12 protein-coding genes, 1 pseudogene and 1 riboswitch are annotated in these 17,639 nt (G+C 66.2%); of the genes and pseudogenes, 9 read left to right on the top strand and 4 right to left on the bottom strand.

What is annotated here, in order from left to right; all coding sequences use genetic code 11:
• Positions 1 to 20: 20 nt before the first annotated feature.
• Both otsB and ACCQ09_RS05390 read right to left on the bottom strand, forming a co-directional pair.
• Positions 21 to 779 carry a trehalose-phosphatase gene (gene otsB, locus ACCQ09_RS05385; RefSeq protein ID WP_040940810.1) on the bottom strand — a complete coding sequence of 253 codons (759 nt, stop codon included), beginning with the start codon at positions 777 to 779 and terminating at the stop codon, positions 21 to 23.
• Between the two features lie 874 nt (positions 780 to 1,653).
• Positions 1,654 to 4,089: a TonB-dependent receptor plug domain-containing protein gene (locus tag ACCQ09_RS05390; RefSeq protein WP_228427685.1), complete on the bottom strand. Its 2,436-nt coding sequence runs from the start codon at positions 4,087 to 4,089 to the stop codon at positions 1,654 to 1,656.
• Positions 4,090 to 4,294: 205 nt separating this feature from the next.
• On the opposite strand from ACCQ09_RS05390, the gene ACCQ09_RS05395 reads away from it, so the two are divergent.
• The 5 genes from ACCQ09_RS05395 (at position 4,295) to ACCQ09_RS05415 (ending at position 9,762) form a co-directional block, all read left to right on the top strand.
• Complete coding sequence (locus ACCQ09_RS05395) at positions 4,295 to 4,768, top strand: DUF3574 domain-containing protein (protein WP_040940812.1); 474 nt, start codon at positions 4,295 to 4,297, stop codon at positions 4,766 to 4,768.
• A 23-nt stretch (positions 4,769 to 4,791) separates the two neighbouring features.
• Positions 4,792 to 5,664 (top strand): FG-GAP repeat protein, encoded by an 873-nt coding sequence (locus ACCQ09_RS05400; RefSeq protein ID WP_040940813.1) that lies wholly within the window; start codon positions 4,792 to 4,794, stop codon positions 5,662 to 5,664.
• Between the two features lie 137 nt (positions 5,665 to 5,801).
• Positions 5,802 to 7,403 carry a hypothetical protein gene (locus tag ACCQ09_RS05405; protein ID WP_040940814.1) on the top strand — a complete coding sequence of 534 codons (1,602 nt, stop codon included), beginning with the start codon at positions 5,802 to 5,804 and terminating at the stop codon, positions 7,401 to 7,403.
• Positions 7,400 to 8,566 carry a lysozyme inhibitor LprI family protein gene (locus ACCQ09_RS05410; RefSeq protein ID WP_228427683.1) on the top strand — a complete coding sequence of 389 codons (1,167 nt, stop codon included), beginning with the start codon at positions 7,400 to 7,402 and terminating at the stop codon, positions 8,564 to 8,566. The genes ACCQ09_RS05405 and ACCQ09_RS05410 overlap by 4 nt, the downstream gene beginning before the upstream one ends.
• Positions 8,567 to 8,949: 383 nt before the next feature.
• On the top strand, positions 8,950 to 9,762 hold the full coding sequence (locus ACCQ09_RS05415) for a DUF3014 domain-containing protein (protein WP_019237374.1): 813 nt from the start codon (positions 8,950 to 8,952) through the stop codon (positions 9,760 to 9,762).
• A 193-nt stretch (positions 9,763 to 9,955) separates the two neighbouring features.
• Here the strand turns inward: ACCQ09_RS05415 and ACCQ09_RS05420 are convergent, their stop codons facing one another.
• Positions 9,956 to 10,663: a glutathione S-transferase gene (locus tag ACCQ09_RS05420; protein WP_040940816.1), complete on the bottom strand. Its 708-nt coding sequence runs from the start codon at positions 10,661 to 10,663 to the stop codon at positions 9,956 to 9,958.
• A 43-nt stretch (positions 10,664 to 10,706) separates the two neighbouring features.
• On the bottom strand, positions 10,707 to 11,015 hold the full coding sequence (locus ACCQ09_RS05425) for a GIY-YIG nuclease family protein (protein WP_040940817.1): 309 nt from the start codon (positions 11,013 to 11,015) through the stop codon (positions 10,707 to 10,709).
• Positions 11,016 to 11,299: 284 nt separating this feature from the next.
• Here ACCQ09_RS05425 and ACCQ09_RS05430 point away from each other — a divergent pair.
• The 4 genes and pseudogenes from ACCQ09_RS05430 to ACCQ09_RS05445 all read left to right on the top strand — a co-directional run.
• Positions 11,300 to 11,602 (top strand): annotated as a pseudogene (locus tag ACCQ09_RS05430) (ABC transporter ATP-binding protein); the annotation flags it as partial.
• A gap of 154 nt (positions 11,603 to 11,756) precedes the next feature.
• Complete coding sequence (gene clpB / locus ACCQ09_RS05435) at positions 11,757 to 14,342, top strand: ATP-dependent chaperone ClpB (protein WP_040940818.1); 2,586 nt, start codon at positions 11,757 to 11,759, stop codon at positions 14,340 to 14,342.
• Between the two features lie 130 nt (positions 14,343 to 14,472).
• The gene (locus ACCQ09_RS05440; protein ID WP_323370231.1) at positions 14,473 to 15,216 is read left to right on the top strand and encodes a DUF6624 domain-containing protein; all 744 of its coding nucleotides are present in this window, start codon (positions 14,473 to 14,475) and stop codon (positions 15,214 to 15,216) included.
• Positions 15,217 to 15,548: 332 nt separating this feature from the next.
• Positions 15,549 to 16,835, top strand: coding sequence for an O-acetylhomoserine aminocarboxypropyltransferase/cysteine synthase family protein (locus ACCQ09_RS05445; RefSeq protein WP_014508673.1), 1,287 nt, complete (start codon positions 15,549 to 15,551; stop codon positions 16,833 to 16,835).
• A gap of 558 nt (positions 16,836 to 17,393) precedes the next feature.
• Positions 17,394 to 17,616: riboswitch (cobalamin riboswitch) on the top strand.
• The last annotated feature ends 23 nt before the right edge of the window (positions 17,617 to 17,639 follow it).

The following is a 17,639-nucleotide window of genomic DNA, read 5'->3' on the forward strand; positions in this document are numbered from 1 at the left end:
ATGGGGAGCGCGTAACGCGCTCACGCGGTATGCGCGTTGCGCTGCAACCAGGCATGCACGGCGGCGGTGCCTGACACGCGGAAACGTGCGTCGGTCTGCGCGCGGTCGCCGACCAGCACGCTCCAGCCGCCGAGGCGATTGGCCGCCTGGAAACCGAATTCGTCGGTGAGATCGTCGCCGACAAACACCGGCGTGCGGCCCGCAAATGCCGGCTGCTGCATCAGCTGCTCGACCGCCAGGCCCTTGTTGCTGCCTTCGGGAACAAATTCAACGACGTGATCGCCGGGCTGCAGGCGGTAACCAGACAGCGCCGCGATTTCCTGCTGTGCGAAGGCGAGTACGTCGGGGCCGGCAAGTGGTTGCGCGCGCCAATGCAGAGCGACGCTGACGCCTTTGTCTTCGACCAGCACGCCAGGATGTTGATGCGTGAGTGCAGCGGCGCGTTTATGCAAGCCGTGCAACCACTCGGACGTGTCTTGCGGCATCGCGGCGCGTGCAGCGATATCGCTGCGGAGTTCATGTCCGTGCAGGCCGGCTGCTGGGAGCAGCAGCGGTGCGAACAAGGCGTCCAGTTGCGACAGCGGTCTGCCGCTGACCAGAGCCACTGCGCCGTTGAGGCGATCGCTCAGACGCTCGATCGCCGCGCGGACCTCGGGCAAGAGCCGCACAGCCTCGGGGCTGTCGGCAAAGTCGATCAGGGTACCGTCCACGTCCAGGAACAATGCGCAGGCATCGTCCAGCAATGGCGGCGACGGAAGGGGGGAATGCAAGTCTGCCATCGCGCTAGTGTGCGCAAAGCGATGTGATATTCAGGTTATGCAACGGCGACTGCCATCCCTTCTCCCCTCGGGAGAATGTGCCCCGCAGGGGCGGATGAGGGTACGGGCAAAGCCTCGTGCAGTTGGAACGCCACGAGGGCTTCGCTCCGTACCCTCACCCCAACCCCTCTCCCGCAGGAGAGGGGCTAAAGCGGTAGCCTCGGTGTTCTCCCTTCTCCCCTCGGGAGAAGGTGCCCCGAAGGGGCGGATGCGGGTACGTGCGAAGCCTCGTGCAGTTGGAACGCCACGAGGGCTTCGCTCCGTACCCTCACCCCAACCCCTCTCCCGCAGGAGAGGGGCTAAAGCGGTAGCCTCGGTGTTCTTCCCTTCTCCCATCGGGAGAAGGTGCCCCGAAGGGGCGGATGAGGGCACGAGCGAAGCTTCGTGCAGTTGGAACGCCACGAGGGCTTCGCTCCGTACCCTCACCCCAACCCCTCTCCCGCAGGAGAGGGGCTAAAGCGGTAGCCTCGGTGTTCTCCCTTCTCCCCTCGGGAGAAGGTGCCCCGCAGGGGCGGATGCGGGTACGGGCAAAGCCTCGTGCGGTTGGAATGCCACGAAGGCTTCGCTCCGTACCCTCACCCCAACCCCTCTCCCGCAGGAGAGGGGCTAAAGCGGTAGCCTCGGTGTTCTTCCCTAGCCTCGGTGTTCTTCCCTTCTTCCCTTCTCCCCTTGGGAGAAGGTGCCCCGCAGGGGCGGATGAGGGTACGGGCAAAGCCTCGTGCAGTTGGAACGCCACGAGGGCTTCGCTCCTTACCCTCACCCCAACCCCTCTCCCGTAGGAGGGGGGCTAAAGCAGTCTCTCTGAGGAGAGAGGTCTCAAGCTCTTCGCTTTCGCTCAGAAGCTATACCGCACCCGTCCATACCAGTACGCGCCATTGCTGCCGATCGGCGATAGCACGTCGTAGGGCAGGTTGCCGAAGTAGGCGATGTCGTCGATGGAGCGGTCCGAGTAGTTGTCCAGGATGTTCTGGCCGCCGATCGCCAGCGTCCATTGCGTGCCCAGGCGGTATTCGGCTTCCAGGTCCAACTGCCATTCCGCACCGTAGGTCTGGCGCGGCACGAAGCCGGCACCGAAGTCGAACACGCGGGTGGCGCTGCCGTAGCGGTTGATGCGGCTCTGCAGGTTCCAGTGCTCGTTGCTCCAGTTGGCGGCGAGCGATGCGCGGGTGCGCGGGGCTGCATCGGTGAGCGTGTTGCTCTCTTCCACGCCGAACAGCACGTAGTCCGGATCCAGCGCCAGCAGTTGCGACGGCGTGGCGATGACGTTCTTCAACTCGGTCTTTGCGTAGCTGTAGGTGCCGGTCAGCAGCAGATCGCCGCCGAAGGCGTACTGGCGCCAGTTGGCGACCAGCTCGGCGCCGCGGGTGCGGGTGTCGGCGGCGTTGAGGAAGTAGCTGGCGCTCTGCACGGCGGTGACGCCGAAATTCTGCTGCACGAAATCGGTGAGGCTGCTGCCGGTGATGTCTTCGGACAGCGCGATGCGGTCGTCGATGTCGATCTGGAAGAAGTCCAGCGACAGGTCGAAGTGATCGCCCAGCTTGCTGGTGAAACCCAGGCTGGCGTTGATCGACTTTTCCGGCTTCAGATCGGTGGCACCGAGCGCGCGGGCGATCGGGTTGTTGACCGACAGCAGGCGGCCCTGGGTCAGGCGGCCGGCGGCGTCGTAACCGGTGGAGGTGGCTTCGTACCCGATCTGGCTGAGCGAGGGCGCACGCACGTTGTTGGAGACCGCACCGCGCAGCGCGAATACCGGTGCGAAGGCGTAGCGTGCAGCCAGCTTGCCGGTCCATTGGCTGCCGAAATCCTGGTAGTGCTCGTAGCGGCCGGCCAGATCGGTGGAGAACTTGTCGCCGAACTGGCTGGACACGTTGGCGTAGACGCTGGCCACATTGCGCGACAGGTCGGCTTCGTCCTGCGGGGTGAGCCCGCCGCCGGCCTGCGAGCCGGTGGGGCGATCGGTGAACGGGCCGGCCACGTAGCTGGCCGGGTCGCCGGCATGCGTGCGGTACTGCTCACGGCGGAATTCGGCGCCGGTGCCGAAGGTGTGGGTGGCACCGGCCGCATCGAACACGCGGGTCAAATCGAAATTGCCCACGGTCTGCGCAAAGGCGAAATCACCGGTCTTGAAGCGCGTGGTGCTGCCCGGCCCGAGCGAGGCGTTGAGCGAGTTGCGCAGCCGGTAGGTGAAGTCGTTGCGGCCGTAATCCAGGCTGGCGTCGTAGTCCCAGTCGCCCCATTGCCCGCGGGCGCCGGCCACGATCTGCAGATCGCGGTTTTCGCCTTCGGAAATCGGGCGGTAGCCGTTGGGGTAGATCTCGCGCCAGTTGGCGCTGCTGTCCGGGTAACGGAAGTAATTGGCGCCTTCGGTGTCGCGCTGGTTGTAGGTACCGAAGGCGTAGAACTCGCCGGTGGCACTGAACGGAATCTTGGTGTTGAGCCAGGCGTTCAGGCCCTTGGTAGCCCCATCGCCAAGCACGTAATTGCGCTGGCCGGCCAGGGCCAGGTTGGCGGGGGTCTGTTCTTCGAACGGCGGAATCTGATCGAACCCGGCGCGGTTGGTCGCCTCGCGGTTCTTCAGCTCCAGGCCCACCTTGAAGAAGCCACCGTCATCGCCCAGCAGCGTGCCGACCTTGGCGCTGGCGTAGCTGGTCTGGCCATCGGTGACGCGCCGATTGATCGGCTCCACATCGGTGTTGTACGCACCGAAGCTGGCTTCCAGTTCACCGCGCTCGGGGTTGTCGTCCAGGATCACGTTGATGACCCCGGCGATGGCATCGGAGCCGTATTGCGCACCGGCGCCGTCGCGCAGCACTTCGATGCGCTTGATGGCGTTGATCGGGATGGAATTGAAATCCACCGGCGTGGTGCCCTTGCCGATCTTGCTGTCGGTGTTGACCAGTGCCGAGGTGTGGCGGCGCTTGCCGTTGACCAGCACCAGCACCTGGTCGGGGGAGAGCCCGCGCAGCTGTGCGGCGCGGATATGGTCGGCGCCGCCGGAGTTGGACTGGCGCGGGAAGTTGAAGGACGGCAGCAGCGCCTGCAGCGCGCTACCCAGTTCACCGTTGACCACGCCGGCCTTGCGGATGTCCTCGGCGGTGAGCACGTCCACCGGCACCGTGGATTCGAGCACGGTGCGGTCGCTGGCACGGGTGCCGGTGACGATCACCGTGTACAGCGTGGTGGCGCCGGGCGCGGCTTGCTGGGCCTGGGCGCTGGCGCTGAGGACGGCGGCCACGGCCAGGCCGATAACCGAAAGGGTGGGGCGGGTCATGCTGTCTCCTGAAATACGGCAGGCCGCCGCGCGTCGGCATCCGGCCGCGCTGGCGTGCAAGGTGGGGACCGGGAGTGTTCCACTTCCATCCGGATGGAGAGATATTATCGTGTTGTTCAGGCCGGCGCGAGATGGCACAGTGCCCCCGCGCCGGCATGAGCTGATATCCCGCCTGCATGAGCCGGCCCCCCCCCTGGAGAGATCGATGAAGTTGTTGCCGTCCTGCCTGTTCGCCGCCGTGTTGGCGTTGTCTGCCTGCGCCACCACGCCGGGGCACGCGCCGGCCTCCACCACCGCCAGCCTGCAGGGCGATGCCGCGCGCCCGGCGGCAGCGCGGGGCTGGGTGCGGAGCGAGCTGTATTTTGGAGTGGGCGAGGAAACCGGCCCGGCCGACCGCCCGCAGACCCGCACCATCAGCGACGCGCAGTGGCGCGCGTTCCTGGACAAGGAAGTGACCCCGCGCTTTCCGGACGGGCTCACCGTGTTCGACGCCGACGGCCAGTGGCTGTTCCGCGGCGCCAAGGAACCGAACCGGCTCGGCACCAAGGTGCTGGTGATCCTGCACGAAGACAGCCCGCAGCGGCGCAACGACATCGAGGCGATCCGCCTGGCGTGGAAGCAGGCCACCGGTCACCAGTCGGTGCTGTGGGCGCGGCAGCCAGTGGACGTGTCGTTCTGAGCCGGATCCCTGCGGGCAGCCGCATGCGCCGCCGCTGGCAGGTGCCGCACCTTGGCACCGTGGCACGCGACGGTGTGCTTGCCGCAGCTGCGCTGCTCACGTGCGCCGCGTCGGCACGCGACACCCACGTGCAACTGATGCTCGATGCGCACACCCGCGCCACTGCCAGCCTGGTCGGCACGCGCCTGCATGTGGTGCTGGCGCCCGGCGGCCAGCAGCAATGGCTGGACGCGGACCTGGACGAAGGCGAAGCCACCGGCAGCGTGCGCAGCGACGATTACAACTTCGATGGCCATCCGGATCTGGCAGTGACCGTGATGCTCGGGCAGGTCAACGAAGCCACGCGGGTGTTCCTGTATGACCCGGCGCAGCGGCAGTTTCGCCTGCTGGCCGCGCCTACGCGCCCGCAGGTGCAATGCGCAGGGTTCTGGAATCTCACCCCGGACCCGCAGCAGCGCAGCCTGAGCAGCTCCTGCCGCAGCGGGCCAATGTGGTACGCGGACGTGTACCGCTACGACGCCGCTGGGCGCCTGTATGTGTCCACCACCCAGCAGCCGATTGCCGCGCAGGCGATCCTGGACGTGCTGGGCCCGGGTACCGAAGAGGGCATGCCGTTTTCGGTGTGGCCGCGTTTCGATGCGCAGGGCAGGGTGATCGGCACGGAGATCGGCCAGAGCCTGGAAGCGCCCCGGCCTGCCACATTTCAGGTGCAGGTGCCGCGCTTGCCGCTGTATGCCACGCCCACCGCGACCACCACGCGGCGCTATCTGATCGAGGGCGATCGCCTCGAAGCGCTGGACGTGAGCACGGACCAGACCCGTCTGCAGATGCGGTTTCGCAGTGCCGGCCATGCGGAGAGCACTGGCTGGATCCGCGCCGACCAGGCCATGCCCTGAGTCGTCGCGTGCATATGGATAACGCCGCAGGCGGTCCTCAGCGGCGGCGCTGCAGCAGCACGCTCTGATCCACCGCGCCGCTGTCACGCATGCGGGGCAGCGGCTACCATCGCCTGTCCCCACGCATCCTGGCTCCCATGTCGGCCCCTTCCTCGCGTACTGCGGCACCGCCGCGCTGGTTCGTCTCCGGCGACCTCAATGGCTTCTTCGGCCTGGTGGTCGACAATCTCTCCATCCTCGGCTTCATCGCGATGGCGTTGATCGGCCTGTTCCAGTTCCCGCCCGACGTGGTGTACGGCCGCATGTTCCCCGGCACCGCATTCGGCGTGCTGGTGGGCAATTTGCTCTACACCCTGATGGCGCGTCGCCTCGCCCGGCGCACCGGTCGTGACGACGTCACCGCCATGCCCCTGGGCCTGGATGCGCCCACCAGCATCGGCATGGCGCTATTGGTGCTGGGCCCGGCGTTTGCCAGCTTCAAGGCGCAGGGACTGGACCCGCAGGCCGCGGCGATCGCCACCTGGAAACTGGGCATGGCCGCGCTGGTGGTGATGGGGCTGCTCAAGCTGGTGCTGTCGTTTGTTGGCGAAGCGGTTACGCGCGCGCTGCCACGCGCCGCATTGCTGGGCTCCATCGCCGGCATCGCGCTGGTGCTGATGGGCCTGTTGCCGCTGCTGGAAACCCTGCGCTCGCCGGTGGCCGGCTTCGTCACCCTGGGCTTGTTGCTGTATGTGCTGCTGGCCAAGGGCCGCCTGCCGATCAAGTTGCCCGGGGTGCTGGTGGCCTTCGTGATCGGCACGGCGCTGTATTACGGCCTGGGGCTGGCCGGCCTGGGTGCGCCTGGATTTGCGGTCCCGGCCTGGGTGGCGCCCCAGGTGGTGTTGCCGCTGCCGAATCTGGGCTTTATCGATGGCTTGCCGTCCACCTTGCCGTATCTGCCGTTGCTGCTGCCGTTTGGCCTGTTGATGGTGGTGGGCGGGATCAACGTGAGCGAAAGCGCGCGTGCGGCCGGCGATGATTACCGCACCCGCGACATCCTGCTGGTGGAAGCACTGGCCACGTTGGTGGCCGGCGTCTGCGGCGGTGTGGCGCAGACCACGCCGTACATTGGCCAACCTGCTTACAAGCATATGGGCGCACGCACTGGCTATACGCTGCTGACCGGGTTGTTCGTCGGCATCGGCGGCATGCTCGGCATCATCAGCGGGTTGGTGCAGTGGCTGCCGTTGGCGGTGCTGGCGCCGATCATCGTGTACGTGTCGATCGACATCACCACGCAGGCCTTCCAGGCCACGCCGAAGCAGCACGCCGGTGCGATGGTGCTGGGCTTTTTGCCATCGGTGGCCTACCTGCTGGCGATCAAGGCACCAATCTGGATCGCGCCGGAGCAATTGGTGGCGCTGACCACCAAGGTCGACAGCCATGGCCTGCCGGAACTGGCCGTGGTCTTCGCGCTGGGCAATGGCTTCATCATCACCGCGATGTTGTGGATTGCGGCGGTGGTGGCGATGATCGACGGCAGGCTGCGGCGCGGCGCGGTGTTCCTGCTGGTCGCGGCCGGGCTGACTTTGTTCGGGTTGATCCACTCGGTGGACCCGCGCGGCGGCATCTATCTGCCCTGGTCGCTGCAGGGCCTGGCGCGTGTGATCAGCTGGCAATTCGTGGGTGCGTATGTGGCGATGGCGGCAACGCTGCTGCTGCTGTCGCTGCTGCCGGCACGTAAAGAGACGCTGGCATGAATCGGCGCGCGCACGCGCTGCGGGTGGTGCTGGCCGGTGCGGCGTTGCTGGCCAGCGGTGGCGCGTGGTCTGCATCGTTCGACTGTGCGCGCGCAAGCACGGCGGTGGAACAACGCCTGTGTGCGGTGAAGGCGCTGGGCCTGCTCGACGAACGCCTGGATGCGTCCTATCAGGAACTGCTGCAGACCACGCCGCGCAGCGCGGTGGCCGCTGTGCGCGAGCAGCAACGCGCCTGGCTGCGGCAGCGCAATGCCTGCGCGCAGAACGCCACGCCGGACGACTGCCTGCAGCGCAGCCTCACTGCCAGGGCCGATGCGCTGGACACGGCGCTGGCCGCGCAACAACAGGCCCTGGACCGCATCATTGCCAGCATCCCGAGCGCACCGGCGGCCGCGGCGCGCCAATTGCAGGCCTACGACACGCCGCTGGCGTCGGCGTGGTTGGTGTACCTGCATCAATTCGTGCCGGCCGCGGGTGTCGATGCAGCGCTGTCTGCGGCGCGTTTTCAGAGTGCGCGCGCGGCATTGCGCAAGGTCGACAGCTTTGCCGATTCGGTGCTGAACGATGAGGCCACCGGTCCTGACGTGCAGGAACCGGACAAGACACTGACGCTGTTGCGCATGTGGATCGAACGCAACGACAGCACGCGCCCGTATGTGCATTGCTTCATCTTCAGCACGCTTGGCGAGCCGGCGTACGAGGCATTCGGCCCGCTGTACGGTTCCACCCGCGACAGCTTCGCGCCGTTGTGCGAGCCGCCGGGCGGCCTGTTCGCGCTGCCGGCCTGGACCCAGCTCGATGCGGCGTTTGCGTCGTTGATCGAATCGATCAGCAAGGACGCCGGCACCATTCGCTACGCCAGCTACGCCGAGTGGGAGGTCATCGCGCTGCGTGCGTCGGTGTCGCCATTGCTGTATCTGCAGCCGGCCTTGCGCAAGCGCTATAGCGGCGATCCTGACCAGGCGTTGGCTGCCTGGACCGGCGACGCCAGCGCATGGCCGGCCGACGACCGCAAGGCCGCACGTGCACTGCTGCCGAAGGTGCGTGCCGACACCGCCGCCTGGCTGGTGCGCGAGAAGCACTTGCCGGCCGCACAGGCGCAGCAAGTGGCTGTTGCGATTGTCACTGCCTGGGTGGACGCCCGCCTGGACTTCGACAGCTGAGGCAGCGGCGGCCTGCAACCGCGACTGCATGGCAGTTGCGGATGCGCTGGTTGGCCGCGCGCTTTCGTTGCTTGCGGTGACGCACGTGTTTGCGGCGAGGCGTAAACGCGGGGCTCGTTTGTTATTTGCGAAAACCGACTATCGCTGGCGTGCTGCCGCGCTTGGAGGCCGCATGTAGCCTGCGTGTGCTGCAGCTTCCCTGCGGCGTTCGCAGTCTCTGGCACCTATTCACACGACTGAGCAGCGGCGCTTGGCTGCGCATGGCGGCTGCTGCGCTGCGCAGATGCGCGTGCAGCAGCCCGGACGCGTGCAGTAATCGATGGAACCACCGCGCGATCGCATGGTCACACCTTGGTGTGTTGTCGATTTCTAGGAGTTCCCTGATGCAATCCAGACCTTCGCGCTGGCCGTGGCTGCTGGCGATTCCGGTCGTGATCGGTGCCGGATGGTGGCTGTTCCGCGGCACTGTCGAGGCGCCCAATGCGGCTTCCACGCCCAAGCCCACAGCCGTGGCGGCTGCGGCGCCCACACCGCCCGCGCCCGCTGCCCCCAGCGCGCCACAGCACCCGCTGCCGGCGCACCCGGCCGATGCCGCCGATGCGGCAATTCCACCGCTGGCGAAAAGCGATAGCGCCGCCTGGGAGGCCCTGCGCGCGCTGGTGCCCGACGAGGCTGCGCTAGCCATCGTGCTGCGCGATCACCTGATCCAGCGTGCGGTGGTGATGATCGACAACCTCACCCAGCCCAGCATGAGCCGACGTGCCTCGGTGTTGCAGCCGGTGCCCGGTGAGTTGCAGGTGGCCGAGGCCGACGGGCGCAGCGTGATCGACACCCCCAACGCCACACGTTACGCACCCTACGTGGCCGCGTTCACCGCGCTGGATGCACAGGCGCTGGTCGCCACGTATGTGCGCTTCTATCCACTGATCCAACAGGCGTATGCGGAGCTGGGCGCGCCGGACCGTTATTTCAATGATCGCCTGATCGCGGTGATCGATCACCTGCTGCTGACCCCGGAAGCGGCGCAGCCGATCGTGGTGGTGAAAGACGAGCGCGGGCGTTACCGCTACGCGGATCCGGCGCTGGAGTCGCTTTCGGTGGGCCAGAAGGCCCTGCTGCGGCTTGGCCCGACCCAGGCGGCAGCGGTAAAGGCGCAGTTGCAGCGAATCCGTGCGGCGGTGCTGCGCGGGCGGTGAGCGGTATCTAGTCAGGCAGCGCGTCGATCACGCTGCCGAAGACCTGTGCTTAAACACGGCCGCCATCGGCCACACTGGTCGCAGCACGCGCTGGCGCGCGGCGACCGGTGGCGTGCTGGCCTGCTTCAGTGCGCGCCTGTGCTGTGCACACAGCGAGGCACATGCGCAACGCTGCGCGATCGCGGCGACCGCGTCACGCCGCATCCAGCTCCGGGTAATGCCGGAAGATGCCGTTGGTGTTGAAGGCGACGCGGCGTTCCGAGGCCAGATACGCGGCAATGCGCGGCCGTTGCGCAACGCGCTGCTGCAGTGCCTTCAAGCCCGGAATATCGGTGGCGAGTGTCGCCATCCGCTTGGGGAACATGTACTCCAGGCCGCTGACCAGCTGGAACAACGACAGATCCACATAGGAGTGCTCGCGCAGGATGTGGTTGCCGCCGGCGTGTTGCAGCACCTGCTCGAAATAGCCCAGGAACTTCGGCAGCCGGTTTTCGCGCAGGTCCTTGGCGCGTTGCTTGGCGGCGTCTTTCTGATCTTCGTAATACTGCATGCTGGCGATCGGGTGGTGTGTGTCGTGCACCTCGGCCACCAGGTCGGCGATGGTCATCTGCAACTGCAGCGCCTGCAGGCGGCGGGCTTCTGATTCCGGCACCAGCTGCAGCTGCGGGCCGAGGAAATGCAAGATCGCCGCCACCTGTGCCACCACCGTGCGGCCGGCCTTGAGGAAGGGCGGTGCAAACGGGCGTGCACCGTCTGCGCTGCCGTCCAGGAATGTGTTCATGACCTCGTCGCCTTCGACGCGGGCCACATCGGTGTAGTCGGCACCGGCGTCTTCCAGGGCCAGGCGGACGAATTCGCCACGGCCCTGCAGGCCGGTCCAGTAATAGAGCTGGTAGTGCATGTGCTGCTCCAGGAGAGGGCAGGGCAGGCTAGGCAATCAACGGCTAGGCGGGCGTGAGCGGCGCGTCGTCGGGCCGTGACTCGGCAGGCAGCAACCCCTGTGCCTGCAACCAGGCCAGCTTGCGTGCGCGCGGTTGCTGCTTGAGCAACCACTCCGCGCGGGAGGCGGCGGCCCGGTCCGGATAGGGATGGCTGGCCAGCACCTGCAGCGGCGGGTTTGCACGTGTGTAGCGGGCGCCGGTGCCACGCAGATGCGCCTGGAAGCGCCGCTCCAGATCGTTGGTGATCCCGGCGTAATAGCTGCCATTGCGACAGAGCAGCAGATAGAGGTGCCAGGGCTTGGGTGCATCCATCGGCGCATTATCGCCGCTTCGTGCGCGCCGCACAGCCGCGCGCGCATTGCGTGCGCCGGCTGCAACACAGACGGTTGCGTGCGTGAGCGAATAACCACCAAGCCATTGGTTATTTGACGCCTGTGGTGGTGGCAAACAGCGATGCAGACATCGCGCTGCGCGGCCGAGTCGGCTCGCGCGCCATCGCTGCCGCCATGCCTGGCATGGCGCATCCACAAGGAACTGCATGTCCGTGCGCTACCGGTCCCCGGCCGACTCCACTGCTGCCTCCACCGTGTTCTCGGCAGCAGCTGATCGTGCAGCTCTGGCGGCAGCATGGCTTCACCCTGGTGCTGGTGACCCACGACGTGGCCGAGGCCAGCGCGCTGGCCGACCGCATCGTGGTGATCGAGCACGGCCAGGTCGGTCTGGAGGTGGCGGTGCCCGCGCCGCATCCGCGCCTGCCCGGTGCGCCAGCGGTGGCAGCGATCCAGGCACAGGTGTTGTCGCGTCTGCTGGGGCCGCCGTCGCCCGGTGCCGCCGCGGCGGCAGAGGCGCAACCTGGCGCTGCCGCGCAGGTCGACAAACCGTTGCGGCGGTTCGCCTAGCGGCCCCTCTGCGGACCCGCGCCAGGCCAACAGCGGCGGCGTCACGGCCCGCTGCCAGGGGCGTGGACACGGCGCCCAGCCTTGAAACGCCGCCCGCCAGCCGCATCTGCACGGTATCGCCGGAAACGCCGGCCACCAGTTCAGAGGATTTCTCATGCGGATGGACAAGCTCACCTCGCGGTTCCAGCAGGCGCTGGCCGACGCGCAATCGCTGGCCGTTGGCCGCGACCACAACATCATCGAACCCGTGCACGTACTGGCCGCCTTGCTTGACCAGAGCGGTGGCAGCACGCGCCCGCTGCTGTCGCAGTCCGGCGTCAACGTGCCGGCACTGCGCGAGCGCCTGGGCGAAGCGCTGGACACCCTGCCCAAGGTGTCCGGGCAGGAAGGCAACCTGTCGATCGGCAACGATCTCAATCGCCTGCTCAACCAGACCGACAAGCTCGCCCAGCAGCACGGCGATGCCTTCATCGCCAGCGAGTGGTTCGTGCTGGCCGCTGCCGACGATGCCAGCCCGCTGGGCGTGGCCTTGCGCGCGGCCGGTGGCGACAAGAAGAAGATCGAAGCGGCCATCGATAAATTGCGCGGTGGCGAAACCGTGCAATCGGAAAATGCCGAGGAGCAGCGCCAGGCGCTGGAGAAGTACACCATCGACCTGACCGCGCGCGCGGAGAGCGGCAAGCTCGATCCGGTGATCGGCCGCGACGAAGAAATCCGCCGCACCATCCAGGTGTTGCAGCGACGCACCAAGAACAACCCGGTGCTGATCGGCGAACCGGGCGTGGGCAAGACCGCCATTGTCGAAGGCCTGGCGCAACGCATCATCAACGGCGAGGTGCCCGAAGGCCTGCGCGGCAAGCGCGTGCTGTCGCTGGACATGGGCGCGCTGATTGCCGGTGCCAAATTCCGCGGCGAATTCGAAGAACGCCTGAAGGCGGTGCTCAGCGACCTGTCCAAGAACGAAGGCCAGATCATCCTGTTTATCGATGAGCTGCACACCATGGTCGGCGCCGGCAAGGCCGATGGCGCGATGGATGCCGGCAACATGCTCAAGCCGGCGCTGGCGCGTGGCGAGCTGCATTGCATCGGCGCCACCACGCTGGACGAATACCGCAAGTACATCGAAAAAGACGCTGCGCTGGAGCGCCGTTTCCAGAAAGTGTTCGTGGGCGAGCCGACGGTGGAAGACACCATCGCCATCCTGCGTGGCTTGAAGGAGCGCTACGCGGTGCATCACGGCGTGGAGATCACCGATCCGGCGATCGTGGCTGCGGCCACCTTGTCCAACCGCTACATCACCGACCGTCAGTTGCCGGACAAGGCCATCGACCTGATGGATGAAGCCGCATCGCGCATCCGCATGGAGATCGATTCCAAGCCCGAAGAGCTCGACCGCCTGGAGCGCCGCCTGATCCAGCTCAAGATCCAGCGCGAGATGCTCAAGAAGGAAAAGGACGAGGCCTCGCGGCAACGCCTGGCCGATCTGGAAAGCGACATCGACAAGCTCGAACGCGAATTCTCCGACCTCAACGAAGTGTGGAAGTCGGAGAAGGCCGCGCTGCAGGGCACCACCAGGATCAAGGAGCAGATCGAGCACGCCAAGCTGGAGCTGGAAGCGGCGCAGCGTCGCCAGGACTACGCCAAGATGAGCGAGATCCAGTACGGCGTATTGCCGCAGCTGGAAAAGCAGATGCTGCTGGCCAACGAAGTGGAGCATCACGACTTCAAGCTGGTGCAGGACCGCGTGACCGCCGAAGAAATCGCCGAGGTGGTGTCGCGTTGGACCGGTATTCCGGTCAACAAAATGCTGGAAGGCGAGCGCGACAAATTGCTGCGCATGGAAGACGAACTGCACCGCCGCGTGGTGGGGCAGGAAGAGGCGATCAAGGTGGTGTCCGATGCGGTGCGCCGCTCGCGTGCGGGCCTGTCCGATCCCAATCGTCCGAGCGGTTCGTTCCTGTTCCTGGGGCCGACCGGCGTGGGCAAGACCGAGCTGTGCAAGGCGCTGGCGGATTTCCTGTTCGACAGCACCGAAGCGATGATCCGCATCGACATGAGCGAGTTCATGGAGAAGCATTCGGTCTCGCGCCTGATCGGTGCGCCTCCGGGCTATGTGGGTTACGAGGAAGGCGGTTACCTCACCGAGGCGGTGCGGCGGCGCCCGTATTCGCTGATCCTGCTGGATGAGGTGGAAAAAGCGCATGCCGATGTCTTCAACATCCTGCTGCAGGTGCTTGACGATGGCCGCCTCACCGACGGCCAGGGCCGCACCGTGGACTTCCGTAATACCGTCATCGTGATGACCTCCAACCTGGGCTCGCACCAGATCCAGGAGTTGTCCGGCGACGGCAGCGCCGAGGCCTACACGCAGATGAAGGCGGCGGTGATGGGCGTGGTGCAGGCGCACTTCCGCCCGGAATTCATCAACCGGCTCGATGACATCGTGGTGTTCCATCCGCTGGACAAGGCGCAGATCAAGTCGATCGCGCGCATCCAGTTGCAGGGCCTGGAAAAGCGCCTGGCCGAACGCGGCCTCAAGCTGGACCTGGACGACCCGGCGCTGGAACTGTTGGGCAATGTCGGCTTCGACCCGGTGTATGGTGCGCGCCCGCTGAAGCGCGCGATCCAGTCGCAGGTGGAAAATCCGCTGGCCCAGCAGATTCTCTCCGGCCAGTACACCAGCGGCGACACCGTGCGTGTACGCACCGAAGGTGGGCATCTGGCGTTTACCAAGGGCTGATCCTGAGGTTCACGCAGTCACGATCGCCCCGCTGATGCGGGGCGATGTGTTTGGCGGAGGATCATTGGTAGCGGTGGGTGCGCGCCGCATCGGCACGGCGCTATGATCGTGGCAGGCACTCAGGCAAGGAATGCAGATGCGCATCTGTCATCTGCTTTTTGGCTTCTGCATGTCGATCACGTTGGCAGTTGCGGCTCACGCGGACGCACAGCCCGATTTCAAGGCAGCTGTCGATGCGTATCAGGCGCAAGACTACGCGCGCTGCGCGGAGATCCTGGGTGCGCTGCAAGGTGCCGTCATTCCGTTTCCCAGCAATGGCGAGCTTCTGTATGCCGAATGCCTGGCGGCGGCCGGGCAGACCGATCAAGCATTACGGTATCTCGATAATGAAATGCCGAGCAGATGTATTGCGGTGGAGGATCTGCGCAGCAAGGATCGTCCTGGGCTCAATCGGCTGCGCACGACGGCTGGATGGCCCGCGTTGCTAGCGAAAGCGGAGCATCTCAGTGCGCAGCAGACTGCAGCAGTGGATCAGCCATTGCGCAACGAGCTGCTGGCACGGGTTGAACAGGATCAAAGAGTCCGCCATGCCGCGATTGCTGTCGGCGGCAAGCCGGAAGACTGGGTACGTACCGCGCCAGTCGATCGCGACAATACGGCTTGGTTGAAGCAGGTGATTGCTCGCAAGGGCTGGCCAGGTCGTTCGCTGGTTGGTGAGGACGGCGCCAATGCTGCATGGACGCTGGTTCAGCATGCCGACGCGGACCTCGCCTTTCAGGAGCAGGCATTGAAGCTGATGGAGGCTGCGCTCACCAGACGCGATGTGGCGCCTAGCGAGGTCGCGCTGCTGACAGACCGCGTGTTGGTTGGATAGAATAGGCCGCAGCGCTACGGCACGCAGTTCAGGGCAGAGGCCGATGGCAGCATGGCGTTGCGGCCCACCGAAGATATCGCGGGACTGGAGGGCGCGGCGTCGCGCCGTTGGGTTGCCGCCCATGGCCGAGTACAGACAAACCTTGCGTGAGGGGTATCGCGTGCCGGTGCGTTGATGGCATGCGTGCACGCGGTTGTATCCTGTTCGAACTTGGTGCGACTTCGATTCTGCGTTAGCGAACCTGCGCGCTGGCAATCTGCTCATAGCCGGTCGTCATGAGGCAGGCGCCGCAGGCCGGGTATCGTTGGGCCTCCTCCTGAGCGAGCCGCGCCATGACCGATCCGCAGTGGAAGCCTGAAACCATCGCCGTGCACGGTGGCTACCGTCCTGATCCCACCACCCGCGCGGTGGCGGTGCCGATCTATCAGACCGTGGCGTATGCCTTCGACGACACCCAGCATGGCGCGGATCTGTTCGACCTGAAAGTGCAGGGCAACATCTACAGCCGCATCATGAATCCCACCAACGACGTGCTGGAACAGCGCGTGGCTGCGCTGGAAGGCGGCATCGGTGCGCTGGCACTGGCGTCGGGGCAGGCGGCGGTGACCTATGCGATCCAGACCATTGCCGAGGCTGGCGACAACATCGTCTCCTCCAGCGCGTTGTATGGCGGCACCTACAATCTGTTCGCGCACACGCTGCCGCAGTTCGGCATCACCACGCGCTTTGCCGATTACCGCGATCCGCAGGCGTTTGCCGGCTTGATCGACGAGCGCACCAAGGCGGTGTTCGTCGAGTCGATCGGCAACCCGCGCGGCAACATCACCGACATCGAAGCGGTGGCCGCCGTGGCGCATGCGCACGGTGTGCCGCTGATCGTGGACAACACCGTCGCCACGCCGTCGCTGCTGCGGCCGATCGACTTCGGCGCAGATATCGTGGTGCATTCGCTGACCAAATACCTGGGCGGGCACGGCAACAGCATCGGCGGTGCGATCGTGGACAGCGGTCGCTTCCCGTGGGCGGCGCACAAGGCACGCTTTGCGCGTCTCAACGAGCCGGACGTGAGTTACCACGGCGTGGTCTATACCGAAGCCCTGGGCGAGGCCGCCTATATCGGTCGTGCGCGCGTGGTGCCGCTGCGCAATACCGGTGCGGCGTTGTCGCCGTTCAATGCATTCCTCATTTTGCAAGGCATCGAGACCCTGCCGCTGCGCATGGAGCGCATCAATGCCAACACGCTCGCGATTGCGCGGTATCTGCAGGAACACGCGCGCGTGGCCTGGGTCAATTACGCCGCATTGCCGGATCACCCCGAGCACGCGTTGGCGCAGAAGTATCTGGGCGGGCATGGCTCGGGCGTGTTGACCTTCGGCCTGCCGGGTGGACGCGCGGCGGGTGCGCGGTTTCTGGATGCGCTGCAGCTGTTCACGCGGCTGGTCAACATTGGCGACGCCAAATCGCTGGCCACGCATCCGGCCTCCACCACGCACCGTCAGCTCGGCCCCGCCGAACTGGAGCATGCCGGCGTCAGCGAGGACACCGTGCGGTTGTCGATCGGGATCGAGCACATCGATGATCTGCTGGCGGATCTGGAGCAGGCGCTGCAGGGCGCGTGATGCTTTTTTAGCCCATCTCCTGTCGGGGCGCGGAGCGGGGTTGGGGGTGAGGCCTAGCGGAGCACGATGCCTGCCGGGACTGGCTTCGGTAACGGGCGCCAGCGCGGCCGGTGATCGGCTCTTCGGCTCGGTCAGACATCCTGTCTGACTCGCCGCGCGGCACATCCGTGTGCCGCTCTCCGCCAATCCCCGGCCACGCTGCCGCTTCGGCACGTTACTTCCATGACCTGGAAATCTTGAACAAGCCAAGATGCGTGCTTGAGCCCCTCTCTCCTCGGCAACGGCTAGCCCCTCTCCCGCTGGGAGAGGGGTTGGGGTGAGGGTACGGGGGCAAAGCCCACTCCTATGTGCGAGATGAAGCTCAGTCGCGGACGTGCTGGCAACCCCGGCATGCGGCTCCATACATGGTATGCGGCTTCGCCCCGTACCCTCATCCGCCCCTTCGGGGCACCTTCTCCCGGTGGGAGAAGGAATCGGCAATTCACCGCCCCGGCGCGAGGCGTCGCGCTGCGCTTGGCCGGTTGCCGGAGACTGCCGAGGCGCCCCAGCCAATCCTGCTACCATGCGCGCCCCTGAGGTGACTGCCGGAATTCCGGTGGTTTAAACGGGAATCCGGTGCGCGCATCGCCTTGGCGAGACGCAAGTCCGGAGCTGCCCCCGCAACGGTGGGCGAGGTCAGGTGCCGCAACAGGCCACTGTGCACACGCATGGGAAGGCGCGGTACCGGAAGCGCAGGCTTCCACTCGCGAGCCCGGAGACCGGCCTGAGGGATTGACCCGGCACGCGGTGGGCGTGGCCTTGTGC

The sequence above is a fragment of the Xanthomonas sp. NCPPB 2586 genome (assembly GCF_041475775.2).
Taxonomy (GTDB): Bacteria; Pseudomonadota; Gammaproteobacteria; order Xanthomonadales; family Xanthomonadaceae; genus Xanthomonas; species Xanthomonas campestris.